Annotated in this window: 9 protein-coding genes; all 9 read left to right on the top strand. The window is 53.0% G+C overall.

Annotation, left to right across the window (positions count from 1 at the left end; genetic code table 11):
* Nucleotides 1-286: ankyrin repeat domain-containing protein (locus tag KBW69_RS20375; RefSeq protein WP_257282078.1), on the top strand; the 286-nt coding region annotated here is incomplete at its 5' end.
* A 328-nt stretch (nt 287-614) separates the two neighbouring features.
* Nucleotides 615-2,762 (top strand): ankyrin repeat domain-containing protein, encoded by a 2,148-nt coding sequence (locus KBW69_RS20370; RefSeq protein WP_257282077.1) that lies wholly within the window; start codon nt 615-617, stop codon nt 2,760-2,762.
* Between the two features lie 115 nt (nt 2,763-2,877).
* Nucleotides 2,878-4,845, top strand: coding sequence for an ankyrin repeat domain-containing protein (locus KBW69_RS20365; protein ID WP_257282076.1), 1,968 nt, complete (start codon nt 2,878-2,880; stop codon nt 4,843-4,845).
* 147 nt (nt 4,846-4,992) lie between these two features.
* The gene (locus KBW69_RS20360) at nt 4,993-6,270 is read left to right on the top strand and encodes an ankyrin repeat domain-containing protein (RefSeq protein ID WP_257282075.1); all 1,278 of its coding nucleotides are present in this window, start codon (nt 4,993-4,995) and stop codon (nt 6,268-6,270) included.
* A 208-nt stretch (nt 6,271-6,478) separates the two neighbouring features.
* Nucleotides 6,479-8,599: an ankyrin repeat domain-containing protein gene (locus tag KBW69_RS20355; RefSeq protein ID WP_257282074.1), complete on the top strand. Its 2,121-nt coding sequence runs from the start codon at nt 6,479-6,481 to the stop codon at nt 8,597-8,599.
* 212 nt (nt 8,600-8,811) lie between these two features.
* Nucleotides 8,812-11,043 (top strand): ankyrin repeat domain-containing protein, encoded by a 2,232-nt coding sequence (locus KBW69_RS20350; protein ID WP_257282073.1) that lies wholly within the window; start codon nt 8,812-8,814, stop codon nt 11,041-11,043.
* An 86-nt stretch (nt 11,044-11,129) separates the two neighbouring features.
* Entirely contained in the window at nt 11,130-12,899 is a 1,770-nt protein-coding gene (locus tag KBW69_RS20345; protein ID WP_257282072.1) for an ankyrin repeat domain-containing protein, read from the top strand.
* 200 nt (nt 12,900-13,099) lie between these two features.
* Entirely contained in the window at nt 13,100-15,148 is a 2,049-nt protein-coding gene (locus tag KBW69_RS20340) for an ankyrin repeat domain-containing protein (protein WP_257282071.1), read from the top strand.
* Nucleotides 15,149-15,218: 70 nt separating this feature from the next.
* Complete coding sequence (locus KBW69_RS20335; protein ID WP_257282070.1) at nt 15,219-16,979, top strand: ankyrin repeat domain-containing protein; 1,761 nt, start codon at nt 15,219-15,221, stop codon at nt 16,977-16,979.
* Nucleotides 16,980-17,142 lie beyond the last annotated feature (163 nt).

Here is a 17,142-nt window from a genome sequence, read left to right as displayed (position 1 = left end):
GTATGAGGATTTCACGGCCTTGATGATGGCGTCCTTCTCGGGGCAAAAGACGGTCGTCGAATGCCTGATCAACGCCGGGGCAAATCTCAACGCCGTCTGTAAGATTGGCGCCACCTCACTGTTCATCGCTGCTGCAAAAGGCCATATCGACTGCGTGGAAGTCCTGATCAACGCCGGGGCAGATCTCAACGCCGCCTTGCCGGATGGAACCACCCCACTATCCGAGGCAGCCGGGATGGGCCATACCAACTGCGTGAAAGCCCTGACAGAAGCCGGGGCAAGGTAGGGAACAGAAACAGGAAAGGGAACAAAAGAAAGGCGTTCTATTTTCCACAAAACATGGCTTTCAGGTGTTCCCATCTTCCGGGTTTTTGGCATAGGTGATGATTTAGCCACTGCAAACTTCATAGCCACAGAGCTAAACTATCACGAGCCATGCACCATCCTGAAAGTCAGCCATTATTGATTGCATGAAAGATGATCTTATAGAAATTTACTAGACTTTTGTCGTCTTTTCGTAAGACTACTGCAACGGGTATTTCAGAGCTTTTGGAACTTGCGTTATTTTCTTGATCTATCCTTCCCCCCCCTGTTCACCAGAATGCAAGGATAGAATGATTAAACACTCACTCTTTGCAGCACCACTGTTGCTAATAACATTGTCCGTCGTGTGTCAGGCTCAACCGTTGACAAGACGCTTTTTTGTCGAGTTTGAACAGAAAACGGGTTCTCCAAACCAGAACTTTTCTGTAACACCTGACCAGCGTGCACTGTCAGGCAGCCTGTCAGACTTTACACAGACAAAAGGCTTTGCAGGATCAGATTTACCGTCTGATGAGAAACAAGTCAGACTAAACAGTCGCGAGCTAAAAACGACCACCATTGAATCAATTTCCTGGCAATGGCTCATCGCCACTCATCTGCTGGTTGGTTACGAACTGATCCTGACCAGCAAAAACACCCCGCTCAGCTCCGCCTCTTATTCATGGCTGCCTGTAGAAGTGCTTATCGCTGTAGCTTGGTTTTTAAAAAGTTATTGGAATAATAATTCATCGTCGTTTAATCCAATAACACAAAAAGAGCTGCGTCAAGATCGCCCTTTGGCGGCCATCATTACCATGCCTGGCTTTGGCAATAACCAGCCACAACACCCGCCATCAGCGTCATCGGGGCAGCAAGCTCAGGAAACCACCGTCGGCCCAACAGGTTCTTTCAACAGCTTCCTTTATTCTGACTCTGCCGGTGGTAACGGAGGCTCACAGCAACATTTGCACACTTTGGGTTTAGATTGTTTCGTCTCTCCCTGTCAGGGCGTTTGTCAATTCCGACCAGTATCCGATAGCAGTCGGCCCGCTGTCCCCATGGACATTGAGGCACCACTGGAGTCCGATCCCTGTCCTATTTGTCTGGTTCACTTCCATGGCCGTGATGAAGCGCTTGTGGTCGTCAAAAGCCAATGTTGTGGCCACTACTTCGATCTGGACTGTATTTCGAAGTGTTTTGTTGAACAGCCTATCGGCTCTCGCCGTTGTGCCATGTGTCGGCAAGACCCGATGCCTATGGTGAATGAGAACACCGGTGAATCTCACCCGGATCAATTTTTCCCCGATCAGGCGTTTTATAACGCCTGCCTTGAGGGGGATTTGGATCAAGTGGAGAAGTCACTGGCAGAGGGAGTCAATGTCAATACCGTTATAAATAATAATAATGGTCTCACTGTCTTGATGTTGGCATCCATTCACGGGCGTAAGGACCTCGTCGAACGTCTGATCAACGCCGGGGCAAATCTCAACGCCCGAAGCAAGAATGGCCTCACTCCGCTGTTCATCGCTGCCCAGGAAAATAACACCGACTGCGTGAAACTCCTGATCAACGCCGGAGCGGATATCAACGCCCGAACTAAGGATGGCACCACCGCGCTACTGATTGCCGCCGAGATAGGCAATACCGACTGCGTGAAACTCCTGATCGAAGCCGGGTCAGATCTCCCCAATCGGGCGTTTTATCGTGCTTGTTTTGAGGGGGATTTGGATCAGGTGGAAAAGTCACTGGCAGAGGGTCTCGATGTCAATGCCGCTATGGTTAATGATCTCACTGCCTTGATTTTGGCATCCATTCAAGGGCACAAGGACGTCGTAGAACACCTGATCAACGCTGGGGCAAACCTCAACGCCCAAACCAAGCATGGCGTCACCCCGCTGTTCACTGCTGCCCAAAAGGGCCATACCGACATCGTGAAGCTCCTGATCGGAGCCAGAGCTGATCTCAACGCTGCCTTGTCGGATGGCACCACCCCGCTGTTCATCGCTGCACAAGAAAATAACACCGAATGCCTTAAAATCCTGATCCAAGCCGGGGCGGTTCTCAACGCAAGGACTGAGGATGACGGCACCCCGCTGTTCATCGCAGCACAAGAAAATAGCACCGACTGCGTGAAAATCCTTATCGAAGCCAAGGCGGATGTCAACGCCCGGACTAAGAAGGGCGCCACCCCGCTGTTCGTTGCTGCCGAAATGGGCAATAACTTCATCGTGAAACTCTTGATCAGAGCCAAGGCTGATCTCAACGCTGCCCTGTCGGATGGCACCACCCCGCTGTTCATCGCTGCCCAGGAAAATAACATCGAATGCCTTAAAATCCTGATCAACGCCGGGGCGGATCTCAACCCATGGACTGAGGATGGCGCCACCCCGCTGCTCATTGCAGCTCAGATGGGCAATACCGACTGCGTGCAAGTCCTGACCGAAGCCGGGGCAAGGTAGGTAATAGAGGCAAGGCTGAAAGCTTCTCTGGACAGTAGAGAGAACTGTTCACTGTGTCACTTGAGTTATTTTCTTGATCTATCCTCTCCCCTGTTCACCAGAATGCAAGGATAGAATGATTAAACACTCACTCTTTGCAGCACCACTGTTGCTAATAACATTGTCCGTCGTGTGTCAGGCTCAACCGTTGACAAGACGCTTTTTTGTCGAGTTTGAACAGAAAACGGGTTCTCCAAACCAGAACTTTTCTGTAACACCTGACCAGCGTGCACTGTCAGGCAGCCTGTCAGACTTTACACAGACAAAAGGCTTTGCAGGATCAGATTTACCGTCTGATGAGAAACAAGTCAGACTAAACAGTCGCGAGCTAAAAACGACCACCATTGAATCAATTTCCTGGCAATGGCTCATCGCCACTCATCTGCTGGTTGGTTACGAACTGATCCTGACCAGCAAAAACACCCCGCTCAGCTCCGCCTCTTATTCATGGCTGCCTGTAGAAGTGCTTATCGCTGTAGCTTGGTTTTTAAAAAGTTATTGGAATAATAATTCATCGTCGTTTAATCCAATAACACAAAAAGAGCTGCGTCAAGATCACCCTTTGGCGGCCATCATTACCATGCCTGGTTCTGGCAATGACCAGCCACAACACCCGCCATCAGCGTCATCGGGGCAGCAAGTTCAGGAAACCACCGTCAGCCCAACAGGCTCTTTCAACAACTTCCTTAATTCTGATTCTGCCTCTGCCGGTGGTAACGGAGGCTCACAGCAACATCTGCACACTTTGGGTTTAGATTGTTTCGTCTCTCCCTGTCATGGCGTTTGTCAATTCCGACCATCATCCGATAGCAGTCGGCCCGCTGTCCCCATGGACACTGACATACCGCTGGAGTCCGATCCCTGCCCTATTTGTCTGACTCACTTTCATGGCCGTGATGAAGCACTTGTGGTCGTCAAAAGCCAATGTTGTGGCCACCACTTCGATCTGGACTGTATTTCGAAGTGTTTTGTTAATCAGCCTATCGGCTCTCGCCGGTGTGCAATGTGCCGGCAAGACCCGATGCCTATTGTGAATGAAAACACCGGTGAATCTCACCCGGATGAATTTTTCCCCGATCAGAGGTTTTATCGTGCCTGTTTTAATGGGGATTTGGATCAGGTGGAAAAGTCACTGGCAGAAGGAGTCAATGTCAATGCCGTTATGACTGATGACTTAACGGCCTTGATTTTGGCATCCTACCGGGGACAAACGGACGTCGTCGAACGCCTTATCAACGCCGGAGCAAACGTCAACGCCGCTCGGACCAGGGATGGCTGCACCCCGCTGTACATGGCTGCCCAGGAAAATAATACCAACTGCTTGAAAACCCTGATCAAAGCCAAAGCGGACCTCAACGCCAGGGTTAAAGATGGTAGAACCGCGCTGTTCATCGCTGCCCGGATGGGTAATACTGCCTGTGTGAAACTCCTGATCAACGCTGAGGCGGATCTCAACGCCGCCATGCCGCACGCCACCCCGCTGTTCATAGCTGCCCAGAAAGGTAACACCGACTGTTTGAAAGCCCTGATCGAAGGCAGAGCAAATATCAACGCACGAACTGTGATTGGCGCCACCGCACTGATGGCCGCTGCCCAGAAAGGCAATACCGACTGCGTGAAACTCCTGATCAATAATGAGGCGGATCTCAACGCCCAGACTAACAGTGGCACCACCGCGTTGTTTTTGGCTGCCCATAAGGGCAATACCGACTGTTTGAAATTACTGATCAACGCCAAGGCAGATCTCAACGCCAGGGCTTCGGATGGCGCCAGCCCACTCTTCGTGGCTGTGCAAGAAAATAACACCGACTGCGTGAAACTCCTGATCGACAATGGGGCGGATCTCAATGCCCGGTTTGAGAATGGTGCCACCCCAGTGTTCATGGCAGCCCTGAAGGGTAATACCAACATCGTAAAACTCCTGATTAACGCCGGGGCAGATCTCAACAGCCGGACCGAACTTGGCACTACCCCGCTGTCCATCGCAACCCGGAAGGGCAACACCGACATCATGAAACTCCTGACTGAGGCCGGGGCAAGGTAGGTAACAGAGGTAAGGCTGAAAGCTTCTCTGGGGCAGTAGAGAGAACTATTCACTGTGTCACTTGAGTTATTTTCTTGATCTATCCTTCCTCCCTGTTCACCAGAATGCAGGGATAGAATTATTAAACACTCACTCTTTGCAGCCCTGATGTTGCCAATAACATTGCTAATAACACTATCCGTCGTCTGTCAGGCTCAACCGTTGACGGCCATCATTACCATGCCTGGCTCTGGCAATGACCAGCCACAACACCCGCCATCAGCGTCATCGGGACAGCAAGCTCAGGAAACCACCATCGGCCCAACAGGCTCTTTCAACAACTTCCTTAATTCTGATTCTGCCTCTGCCGGTGGTAACGGAGGCTCACAGCAACATCTGCACACTTTGGGTTTGGATTGTTTCGTCTCTCCCTGTCATGGCGTTTGTCAATTCCGACCATCATCCGATAGCAGTCGGCCCGCTGTCCCCATGGACATTGAGGCACCACTGGAGTCCGATCCCTGTCCTATTTGTCTGGTTCACTTCCATGGTCGTGATGAAGCACTTGTGGTCGTCAAAAGCCAATGTTGTGGCAAGCACTTCGATCTGGACTGTATTTCGAAGTGCTTTGTTGAACAGCCTATCGGCTCTCGCCGTTGTGCAATGTGCCGACAAGACCCGATGCCTATGCTGAATGAGAACACCGGAGAGTCTCACCCGGATACATTTTTTCCCGACGAAGCGTTTTATCGTGCCTGTCTTGAGGGGGATTTGAGTCAGGTGGAGAATTCACTGGCAGATGGAGTCAATGTCAATGCCTTTATTGTCATTATGGATGATGATTCCAATGCCTTGATGTTGGCAGCTTGTATGGGGCACACAGATATCGTCGTACGCTTGATCAACGCCGGGGCGAATATCAACGCCCGGAGTGAGAGTGGCGCTACCGCGCTGTTCATCGCTGCCCAGGAAAATAACATCGACTGCCTGAAACTCCTGATCGAAACCAAGGCAGATATCAACGCCCGGACTGAGGATGGCAGTACCGCACTGTGCATCGCTGCCCTAACAAATAGCACCGACTGCGTGAAACTCCTGATCAATGCTGGGGCAGATCTCAACGTGCAGATGAGGGGTGGCGCCACACCGCTGTTCATCGCTGCCCGGAAAAATAACACCGACTGCGTGAAAATCCTGATCGAAGCAAAGGCGGATCTCAACACCGTCTTGCCGAATGGCGCCACCTCGCTGCACGTCGCTGCTGAGAACGGCAGTACCGACTGCGTGAAAGTCCTCATCAAGGCCGGGGCGGATCTCAACGCCGCCCTAACGGATGGCACCACTCCACTCTCCATCGCAACCAGGATGGGCAATACCAACTGCGTGAAAGCCTTGACCAAGGCCGGGGCGAGGCAAGGAGCATCTGCTATACCGCCGGGTCTTTAAAAACAGAGGTGAAAGCACAGACATTCCCTATCTGGATCTGGTTTGCAGCGATCTTGGCTTCGATGCCCGGACTATCAGGGCGACCTACAAGAAATGGTGGAAAGTCGGGCTCTTGGCAGGGCTGAAAGCTTCTCTGTTAGCTGCGTAACTTGAGTTATTTTCTTGATCTATCCTTCCTCTCTACAATCCTGAATGCAGTTGTAAAATAATGATTAAACACTCACTGTTTGCAGCACCACTGCTACTAATGACATTGTCCGTCGTCTGTCAGGCTCAACCGTTAACAAGGCGTTTTGTTGTCTCGTTTGAACAGAAAACAGGTTCTCCAAACCAGAACGTTTCTGTAACACCTGGCCAACACACACTGAAAGGCACTTTGTCAGACATTGCCCACACAAAGGGTTATGCAGGATCGGATTTACCGTCTGATGAGAAACAAGTCAGACCAAACGGCTGCGAGCTAACAACGACCATCATTGAATCAACTTCGTGGCAATGGCTTTACGCTAATCATCTGCTCTTGGGTTACGAACGGATCCTGACCAGCAAAAATACCCCACTCGACTCCACCTCCTATTCATGGCTGCCTATTGAAGTGGTTGTCGCTGTCGGTTGGCTTTTAACAAGTTATTGGGATATAAACTCATCGTCGCTTAACCCGATGAAACAAAAAGAGCTGTGTCAGGAGCAACCGCTTGCGGCCATCATCACGGTACCTGGCTCTGGAACTCAACAGCTACAAGGCCCGCCATCAGAATCATCGGGGCAGCAAGCTCAGGGTGCCACCGCCTGCCCTACAGGCTCTTCCAACAGCTTCCTTTATTCTGACTCTGCCGGTGGTAACGGAGGCTCAGAGCAACATCGGCATACTTTGGGTTTAGATTGTTTCGTCTTTCCCTGTCATGGCGTTTGTCAATTTCGACCATCATCCGTTGGCAGTGAGCCCGCTGAAGGGGCGATAAATGTCGCAGAACATTCGACAGGCCACACAGAAGCAACGCCCGAACAAAGCTCATGCCCACATTTGGACAATGGACACTGCCCAGAGTGCTTAGGTCATGGAAATAATACAGATGTACTACTCATGGATGGCATTGCTCACACCCCTGACCCCAATGACACTGTCGTAATGCCGGAGGCCGAATCCTGCCCTATTTGTCTGACTTACTTTCATGGCCGTGATGTAGCACCTGTGATCGTCGAAGCCCAATGTTGTCGCAAGCACTACGATCTGGACTGCATTTCGAAGTCTTTTGTTAAACAGCCCATCGGCTCACGCCAGTGCGCAATGTGCCGGCAAGACCCGATACCAATGTTGAATAAGAACACCGGTGAATATCACCCGGATAAGTTTTTCCCGGAACAGACGTTTTTTAATGCTTGTATTGTCGGGGATTTGGATCAGCTGGATAAGTCAGTAGCAGAAGGAGTCAATGTCAATGCCTTCAGGAATGATGATTTCAATGCCTTGATGTTGGCATCCGCTAACGGGCAAGTGGAGATCGCCGAACGCCTGATAGAAGCAGGGGCGGACGTCAACGTCGCCCGGGCCGAGGATGGCGCCACCCCGCTGCTCATCGCCGCCCAGGAGGGTCATACTGACATCGTGAAAGTCCTGCTCGAAGCCAAGGCGCATCTCAACGCCCGTGATAAGAATGGCGCCACCCCACTCTACATCGCTGCCGGGAAGGGCTATAGCGACATCGTGCAACTCCTGATTGAAGCCAGGGCGGATCTCAACGCCCGTAATAAGCGTAGCGCTACCCCGCTGTGCATCGCTGCCCTGGTGTGCCATACCGACATCGTGAAACTTCTGATCGAAGCCAAGGCGGATCTCAACGCCCGTAATAAGCGTGACGCCACCCCGCTGTTCGTCGCTGCCCTGGAGGGCCATACCGACATCGCGAAGCTCCTGATCGAAGCCAAGGCGGATATCAACGCCCGTAGTAAGAACGGCTCCACCCCGCTATTCGTCGCCGTCCAGGAGGGCCATACCGACATCGTGAAACTCCTGATCGAAGCCAGGGCGGATATCAACGCCCGGACTCTAAGTGGCTTCACCGCACTGTTCGCGGCTGTTAAGGAAAATGACATCGAAATCATGAAAATCCTGATCAGCGCCGGGGCGGATGTCAACGCCCGTTCTGAGTATGGCGCCACCCCACTCCTAACGGCTATCTCGATGGACAATACCAACAGCGTGAAAGCCCTGATCGAAGCCGAAGCGGATCTTAACGCCGACATTGATGGTATCACCCCGCTGTTCGTCGCAACCAAGAAGGGCAATACCGACTGCGTGAAAGCCCTGACCGACGCTGGAGCACGGTAGGGTGCACAAGGCATTCTCTATCCGGATCTGGTTTGCAGCGATCTTGACTTCGATGTCGATACTCTCAGGGTGATTACAAGAAACGGTGAAAAGTTGAGGTCTCGGCAGGGCTGAAAGCTTCTCTGGGGCAGTTGAGAGAATGGTTAGCTGCATCACTTGAGTTATTTTCTTGATCTATCCTTCCTCTCTGTAAACCAGAACGCAAGTGTAGAATGATTAAACACTCACTCTTTGCAGCACCATTGCTACTAACGACATTTTTCGTCGTCTGTCAGGCTCAACCTTTAACAAGACGTTTTGTTGTTGAGCTGGAACAGAAAACAGGCTCTCCAAACCAGAACGTTTCTATAACATCTGACCAGCACAAAATGTCAGGCACCATGTCAGACATTGACCACAAAAAGGGTTATGCAAGATCGGATTTACCGTCTGATGGGAAACAAGGCAGACTAAACGGTTGCGGGCTAAAACCGACCATCACTGAATCAATTTCGTGGCCATGGCCTTACGCCACTCGTTTGCTGGTTGGTCACGAACGGATCCTGACCAGCAAAAATACCCTTCCCGGGTCCACCTCCTATTCATGGCTGCCTATTGAAGTGGTTGTTGCTGTCGGTTGGCTTTTAACAAGTTATTGGAATATCGACTCACCGTCGTTTAACCCGATGAAACAAAAAGAGCTGTGTCAAGAACAACCGCTTGCGGCCATCATTACGGTACCTGGCTCTGGAACTCAACAACAGCAAGACCCGCCATCTGAATCGTCGGGGCAGCAGGCTCAGGAAGCCCCCGCCTGTCCCTCAGACTCTTCCAACAGCTTCCTTCATTCTGACTCTGCCGATGGAAACGATGGCTCAGAGCAACATCGGCATACTTTGGGTTTAGATTGTTTCGTCTTCACCTGTCATGGCATTTGTCAATTCCGACCGTCATCCGATAGCAGTGGGCCCACTGAATGGCCGATGAATTTTGCAGAACATTCGACAGACCAAACGGCAGCAACGCCCGAACAAAGCTCATGCTCACATTTGGACAACGGACACTGCCCAGAGTGCGTAGGTCATGTGAATAATACGGATTTACTACTCATGGATGGCATTGCTCACCCCGCTGTCCCTATGGACACTGACGCACTGCTGGAGTCCGATCCCTGCCCTATTTGTCTGGTTCACTTCCATGGTCGTGATGCAGTGCCTGTGGTCCTCAAAACCCAATGTTGCGGCCACCGCTTCGATCTGGACTGTATTTCTGAGTGTTTTGTTAATCAGCCCATCGGTTCTCGCCGCTGTGCAATGTGTCGGCAAGACCCGATGCCTATGGTGAATGAGCACACCGGTGAATCTTACCCGGATACATTTTTCCCCGATCAGGCGTTTTATAGTGCCTGTTTTGAGGGAGATCTGGATCAGGTGGAAAAGTCACTGGCAGAGGGAGTCAATGTCAATGCCGTTATGAACAATGGTGTCACTGCCTTGTTGGTGGCATCCAGTCAAGGGCACAATGACATCGTCGAATGCCTGATCAACGCCGGGGCGAATCTCAACGCCCGGACCAAGAATGGGGCCACTCCGCTGTTCATCGCTGCCCGGGAGGGTCATACCGACATCGTGCAACGCCTGATCGGGGCCGGGGCGGATCTCAACGCACCCAGGGATGGCGCCACCCCGCTGTTCATCGCTGCACAAGAAAATAACACCGATTGCGTGAAAGTCCTGATCAACGAAGGGGCCGATCTCAATGCCCCCCGGACTAAGGATGGCGCCACCCCGCTGATCATGGCTGCTGCTAGAGGCCATACCGACTGCGTAATATTCCTGATCGAAGCCGGAGCGGATTTCAACGCCCGGACTGAGTATGGTGCCACCGCACTGTTCATGGCTGCACAGAATGGCAATAGCGACAGCGTGAAAGCCCTCATCAAAGCGGGGGCAGATCTCAACGCCCGGACCGAGGATGGCGCCACCCCGCTCTTGATCGCTGCTGACATGGGCAATACCGACTGCGTGAAAATACTGATCGAAGCCAAGGCGGATCTCAACACTCCTATGTCGGATGGTGGCAGCCCGCTGTACATCGCTGCAGCAAACGGCAATACCGACTGCTTGAAAGCCCTGATCGAAGCCGGAGCAGATCTCAACGCTTCCCCGACTTCGGATGGCGCCACCCCGCTGTTCATCGCTGCACAAGAAAAGAACACCGATTGCGTGAAAGTCCTGATTCAGGCCGGGGCGGATCCCAACGTCCCCCGGACTGACAATGGCGCCACCCCACTGCTCATGGCTGCCCAGCAAGGCCATACCGACATCGTGAAAACCCTGATCGAAGCCAGGGCGGATCTCAACGCCAAAACCAAGAATGGCACCACCTCGCTGCATATCGCAGCCCGGAAGGGCCATACCGATATCGTGAAAGCCCTGACCGGGGCCGGGGCCGGGGCCAGGTAAGGAAAAGTGATTATTTAGTCACAGCAAAATTTATAGCCATAAAGCTGAACTATCTTATTTTCCTTGTGTCTAAGACGCATCTCTTATTGGCTAACAAAAATATTTTACTCATTATGGATGGTATTGCTCGCCCCCCTGTCCCTGTGGAAAATAACTCATCGCTGGAGTCCGATCTCTGCCCTATCTGTCTGACTCACTTCCATGGCCGTGATGTAGCACCTGTGGTTGTCAGGGCACACTGTTGTGGCAAGCACTTCGATCTGGATTGTATTTCGAAGTCTTTTGTTCAACAGCTCATCGGCTCACGCCGGTGCGCGATGTGTCGGCAAGACCCGATGCCTGTATTGAATCTGGGCACCGGTGAATCTCACCCGGATCAATTTTTCCCGAACCAGGCGTTTTTTGATGCTTGTATTAACGGGGATTTTGCGCGGGTGAACCATTCACTGGCAGAAGGAGTCAATGTCAATGCTGCTCTAGCTGATGATTTCACTGCCTTGATTTTGGCATCTGGTCAGGGGCACAGGGATATCGTCGAACGTCTGATCAACGCCGGGGCGAATCTCAACGCTGCCCGTGAGAATGGTGCCACCGCACTACTCATCGCTGCCCAGCAGAATAAGGCCGACTGCGTCAAACTCCTGATCAGAGCCAAGGCGAATCTCAACGCCCAAACCGTGGGTGGCGCCACCCCGCTGTTCATGGCCGCCCAGCAAAATAGCACCGACTGCGTGAAACTCCTGATCGAAGCCGGGGCAGATCTCAACGCCGCCTGTTCAAATGGCGTCACCCCGCTGGCCATCGCTGCTGCAACAGGCAACAGTGACTGCGTGGAACTCCTGATCGAAGCCGAGGCAGATCTCAACGCCCGGGCTGAGGATGGCTCCACCCCGCTGATCATGGCTGCCCAGGAAAATAACATCGACTGCATGAAACTCCTGATCAGAGCCAAGGCGGATATCAACGCCCAAATTGGGGATGGCGTCATCGCGCTGCTCGTTGCTGCGTTGGAAAATAACAGCCACTACCTAAAAATCCTGATTGAAGCCAGGGCGAATATCAACGCCCGAACCAAGAATGGTGTCACCGCGCTGTTCATGGCTGCCCAACAAAATAGCACCGACTGTCTAAAAATCCTGATCGCAGCCAGGGCAGATCTCAACGCTGCCACGTCGGATGGCGCCACCCCACTGTGTATCGCTGCTGCGAAAGGCAATACCGACTGCGTGAAAGTCCTGATCGAAGCCGAGGCAAATCTTAACGCCCAGACTACAGGTGGCGCCACCCCTGTGTTCATGGCTGCCCAAGAAAATAAGACTGACTGCGTGAATGCACTGATCGAAGCCGAGGCAGACCTCAACGCACGGACTGCAGATGGTGCCACCGCGCTGTTCATGGCTGCCGGGAAGGGCAACACCGAATGCGTGAAAGCCCTGATCAAAGCCGGGGCAGACGTCAACGCTGCCCGAACGTCGGATGGCTCCACTCCGCTGCTCATCGCTGCTCAACAAAATAACATCGACATCCTGCAAGCCCTGATCGAAACCAAGGCGGATCCCAACGCACGAGCCACGAATGGCATCACCCCGCTGCTCATGGCTGTTGCGTTAGTCAATATCGACTGCATGAAAATCCTGATCGAAGCCAAAGCAGACATCAACGCCGCCTTGTCGGATGGCGCTACCTCGCTGCTCGTGGCTGTTGCGAAAGGCAATATCGAATTCGTGAAACTCCTGATCAGCGCCGGGGCTGATCTCAACGCTGCCTTGTCCAATGGTGCCACTGCACTATCTATCGCAACCCGGATGGGCCATACCGACTGCGTGAAAGTCCTGACTGAGGCCGGGGCAAGGTAGGTGACAGAGGCAAGGCGGGGAACAAAAGAAAGGCGTTATGTTTTCCGGTAAACACGGCTTTCAGGTGTTCCCGTCTTACGAGTTTTTGAAATAGGTGAGATTGTTTAGCCACTGCAAACTTTGTAGCCATAGAGCTGAACTATCGTATTTTTCTTGTGTCCAATCCGTATCGCTCATTGACTAACACAGATGTTCTACTCATGGATGGCATTGCTCGCCCCCCTGTCCCCGGGGATACTCAAGTACCGCGGGAGGATCCTCACTGTCCCATTTGTTTGGCCGAATTCCATGGCCGGGCTGTAGCGCCTGTGGTCGTCAAAACACAATGTTGTGGCAACCGCTTCGATCTGGACTGTATTTTGAAGTATTGTGTTGATCAGTCCATCGGCTCACGTCGGTGTGCGATGTGTCGGCAAAATCCGATGCCTGTGTTGAATCTGAACACCGGTGAACCGCACCAGGATACATTTTTTCCCGATCAGACGTTTTATCGTGCCTGTTTTGAAGGGGATTTGGATCAGGTAAACACGTCTCTGGAAGAAGGAGTCAATGTCAATGTCCATAACATTACGTGTGACGATTACACTGCCTTGATGATGGCATCCTTCGGGGGGCACAAGACGGTCGTCGAATGCCTGATCAACGCCGGGGCGAATCTCAACGCCGTCTGTAAGTACGGTGCCACCTCAATGTTCATGGCTGCCCAAGAAAATAACATCGACTGCCTGCAAGCCCTGATCGAAGTCGGGGCGAATGTCAACGCCGCCTGTCCGGATGGCGCCACCCCACTGTCCATTGCAGCCGAGATGGGCAATACCGAATGCGTGAAAGCCCTGATCAATGCCGGGGCGAGTCTCAACGCCGCCCTGTCGGATGGCACCACCCCGCTGTCCATCGCGGCCAAGATGGGCAATACTGAATGCGTCAAAGCCCTGATCGAAGCGGGAGCAAACCTCAACACCCGAACCAGGAATGGTGCCACCCCGCTGTTCTTCGCTGCACAAGAAAACAACACCGACTGCGTGAAAGCTCTGGTCGAAGCCGGGGCGGATCTCGACGCCCAGACTAAAGATGGCAACACCCCGCTGTTCACCTTGGCCCAGAGGGGTGAGACCGACTGCCTGAAAGTCCTGATCATCGCCGGGGCGGATCCTGACACGCCTACTAAGGATGGCGCTACCCCGCTGTGCATCGCAGCTGAGAAGGGCAATACCAGCTGCGTGAAAGCCCTGATCGAAGCCAAGGCAGATATCAACGCTCGGGCCAAGGGTGGTATTACCCCGCTGTTCATCGCTGCCCAGAGAGGCAATACTGACTGCGTGAAAGCCCTGATCGAAGCCAGGGCGGATCTCAACGCCCAGACTAAGAATGGCGCTACCCCGCTGATCATCGCTGCTGCGAGAGGCCATACTGACTGCGTCAAAGCCTTGGTCGAAGCCAGGGCGGATCTCAACGCCCAGACTAAGAATGGTGCTACCTCGCTGTTCATGGCTGCGCAAGAAAATCGCACTGACTGTGTTAAGATCCTGATCAAAGCCGGGGCGGATCTCAACGCCGCCTTGTCGGATGGTGCCACCCCGCTGTTCACCGCTGCCCGAAAAGGCAATACCGACTGCGTAAAAGACCTGATCATCGCTGGGGCCGATCTCAACGCCGCCAGGACTATAGACGGCGGCACCCCGCTGTCCATCGCTGCCGAGATGGGCAAGACTGACTGCGTGAAAGCCCTGATCGAAGCCAAGGCAAACCTCAACGCTCAGACTCATTACGGTGGCACCGCACTGTTCATCGCAGCTGCGAGAGGCCATACCGACTGCGTGAAAGCTCTGGTTGAAGCTAAGGCGGATCTCAACACCTCAACTATGGATGGCGGCACCGCACTGTTCATCGCTACACAAGAAAATAACACCGACTGCGTGAGAATCCTGATCAAAGCCAAGGCAGATCTCAACGCCCCAACTGACCATGGCGCCTCCTCGCTCTTGATCGCTGCACAACAAAATAACATCGGCTGCATGAAAATCCTGATCGAAGCCAAGGCGGATCTCAACGCCGCGACCAAGGATGGCTCCACTCCGCTGTTCATCGCTGCCGAGAAAGGCAATACCGACTGCGTGAAAATCCTGATCAACGCCGGGGCGGATCTCAACACCATGAGAATTAAAGACGGCGCCACTCCGCTGTCCATCGCAGCCATGATGGGGAATAGCGACATTGTGGAAACATTAACCAAGGCCGGGGCAAGGTAGGGAAATGAACTATCGAACTGTTCTTATGTCTAATCCGTACTGATTATTGACTAACACGGGTGTTCTACTTATGGATGGCATTGCTAGCCCCTCTCTCCCCACGGTAACTAAGTCGGAGGCCGATGTCTGTCCAATTTGTTTAGATCCTTTCCATGGCCGTCATCTGGCGCCAGTGGACGTCAAAGCTCAATGTCGAACCCAATGTGGCCATCGCTTCCATCTGGACTGTATTTCGATGCAGTTTGTTGGAAAGTCGGTCGGCTCACGACAGTGCGCGGTGTGTCGGCAAGACCCGATGCCTGTAGTGAATCTGAACACCGGTGAATCTAACCCGGATACATCTTTCCCCACTCAGGCATTTTATGATGCCTGTCTTCACGGGGATTTGGATCAGGTTGAGAGGTCACTGGCAGAAGGCGTCAATGTCAATGCCGTTATGATGCGTGGTTTCACTGCCTTGATGTTGGCATCCATGAGGGGGCACACGGATGTCGCCAAACGTCTGATCAACGCCGGAGCGGACGTCAACACCGCTCGGAATGTGGATGGCGTCACCCCACTGTTCCACGCTGCCCGGGAAAATAACACCGACTGTGTGAAACTCCTGATCAATAAAGGAGCAGATCTCAACGCCGGGGCCAAGAATGGTGCCACCCCTCTGTCCATCGCTGCCGAGATGGGCAATACCCACTGCCTGAAAGCCCTTATCGAAGCCAAGGCGAACCCCAACATCAAGGATAGGAATGGCATCACCGCTCTAATAGCAGCGGCTGCGAGAGGCAATACCGACTGTGTGAAACTCCTGATCGAAGCCAAGGCAGATCTCAATGCCGGACCTGAGAATGGCGTCACCCCGCTGCACTCGGCTGCAGAGGAAAATAACACCGACTGCATGAAAGCCCTGATCGAGGCCAAGGCGAATCTCAATGCCCGAACTGAAGACGGCATGACCCCGCTGTACATCGCAGTCCTGTATGATAGCATCGACTGCGTGAAACTCCTGATCAACGCCGAGGCGGATATCAATGCCGGACCTGAGAATGGCAACACCCCGCTGCACTTGGCTGCCCAGGAAAATCAAACCGGCTGCCTGGAGCTCCTGATCAAAGCCCGGGCGGATGTCAACGCCCGGAAAAAGAATGGTGTCACACCAGTGTACGTTGCTGCGCAAGAAAATCATATCGACTGCCTGAAGCTCCTGATCAGCGCCGGAGCGGATATCAACGCCCGGGCTGAGGATGGTGCCAGCCCACTGTTCATGGCTGCACAGGAGAATAACACCGACTGCGTGAAACTCCTGATCAAAAAGGGGGCGCATCTCAACACCGTCTGGATCGAGAATGGTGCCACGCCGTTGTTCATTGCTGCACAAGAAAATAACACCGACTGCGTGAAACTCCTGATCGAAGCAAAGGCGGACCTTAACAAGCAGAACAATGAAGGCAGCACCCCGCTGCACGTCGCTGCACAAGAAAATAACATCGACTGCCTGAAACTCCTGATCGGTGCCAAGGCGGATCTCGACGTCCGTACTCAATACGGCACCACTGCGCTGCACATCGCAGCCCGGAAGGGCAATATCGACTGCGTGGAACTCCTGATCGACGCCGGGGCCAAACTCAACGCCCAAAGGGCTGAGGATGGCGCGACCCCGCTATTCAACGCAGCCCGGGAAGGCAATATCGAGTGTTTGAAACTCCTGATCAGGGCCGAGGCAGATATCAACGCCGCCTTGCCGGATGGCACCACTCCTCTCTCCATCGCAACCGAGATGGACAATGCCGACTGCGCCAGACTCCTGTTCAACGCCGGGGCAAGGCAGGGAAGTTAAGCAAGGAAGGGAACAGCCTGATTCATATCACTTATTGACTGACTCAAGCTACGCACCATCCCGAAAATGAGCCATTATTGATTGCATGAAAAATGATCTTATAGAACTTTTCTCAGAGTGACTGTTGCCGTCTTTAGGCAACACCACTGCAATGGGTGTTGTC

The organism is Endozoicomonas sp. ISHI1, from assembly GCF_024606225.1.
Classification (GTDB): Bacteria; Pseudomonadota; Gammaproteobacteria; order Pseudomonadales; family Endozoicomonadaceae; genus Endozoicomonas_A.
Note: the sequence above shows the minus strand (reverse complement) of the source record. Positions and strands in the feature narration are given on the sequence as shown.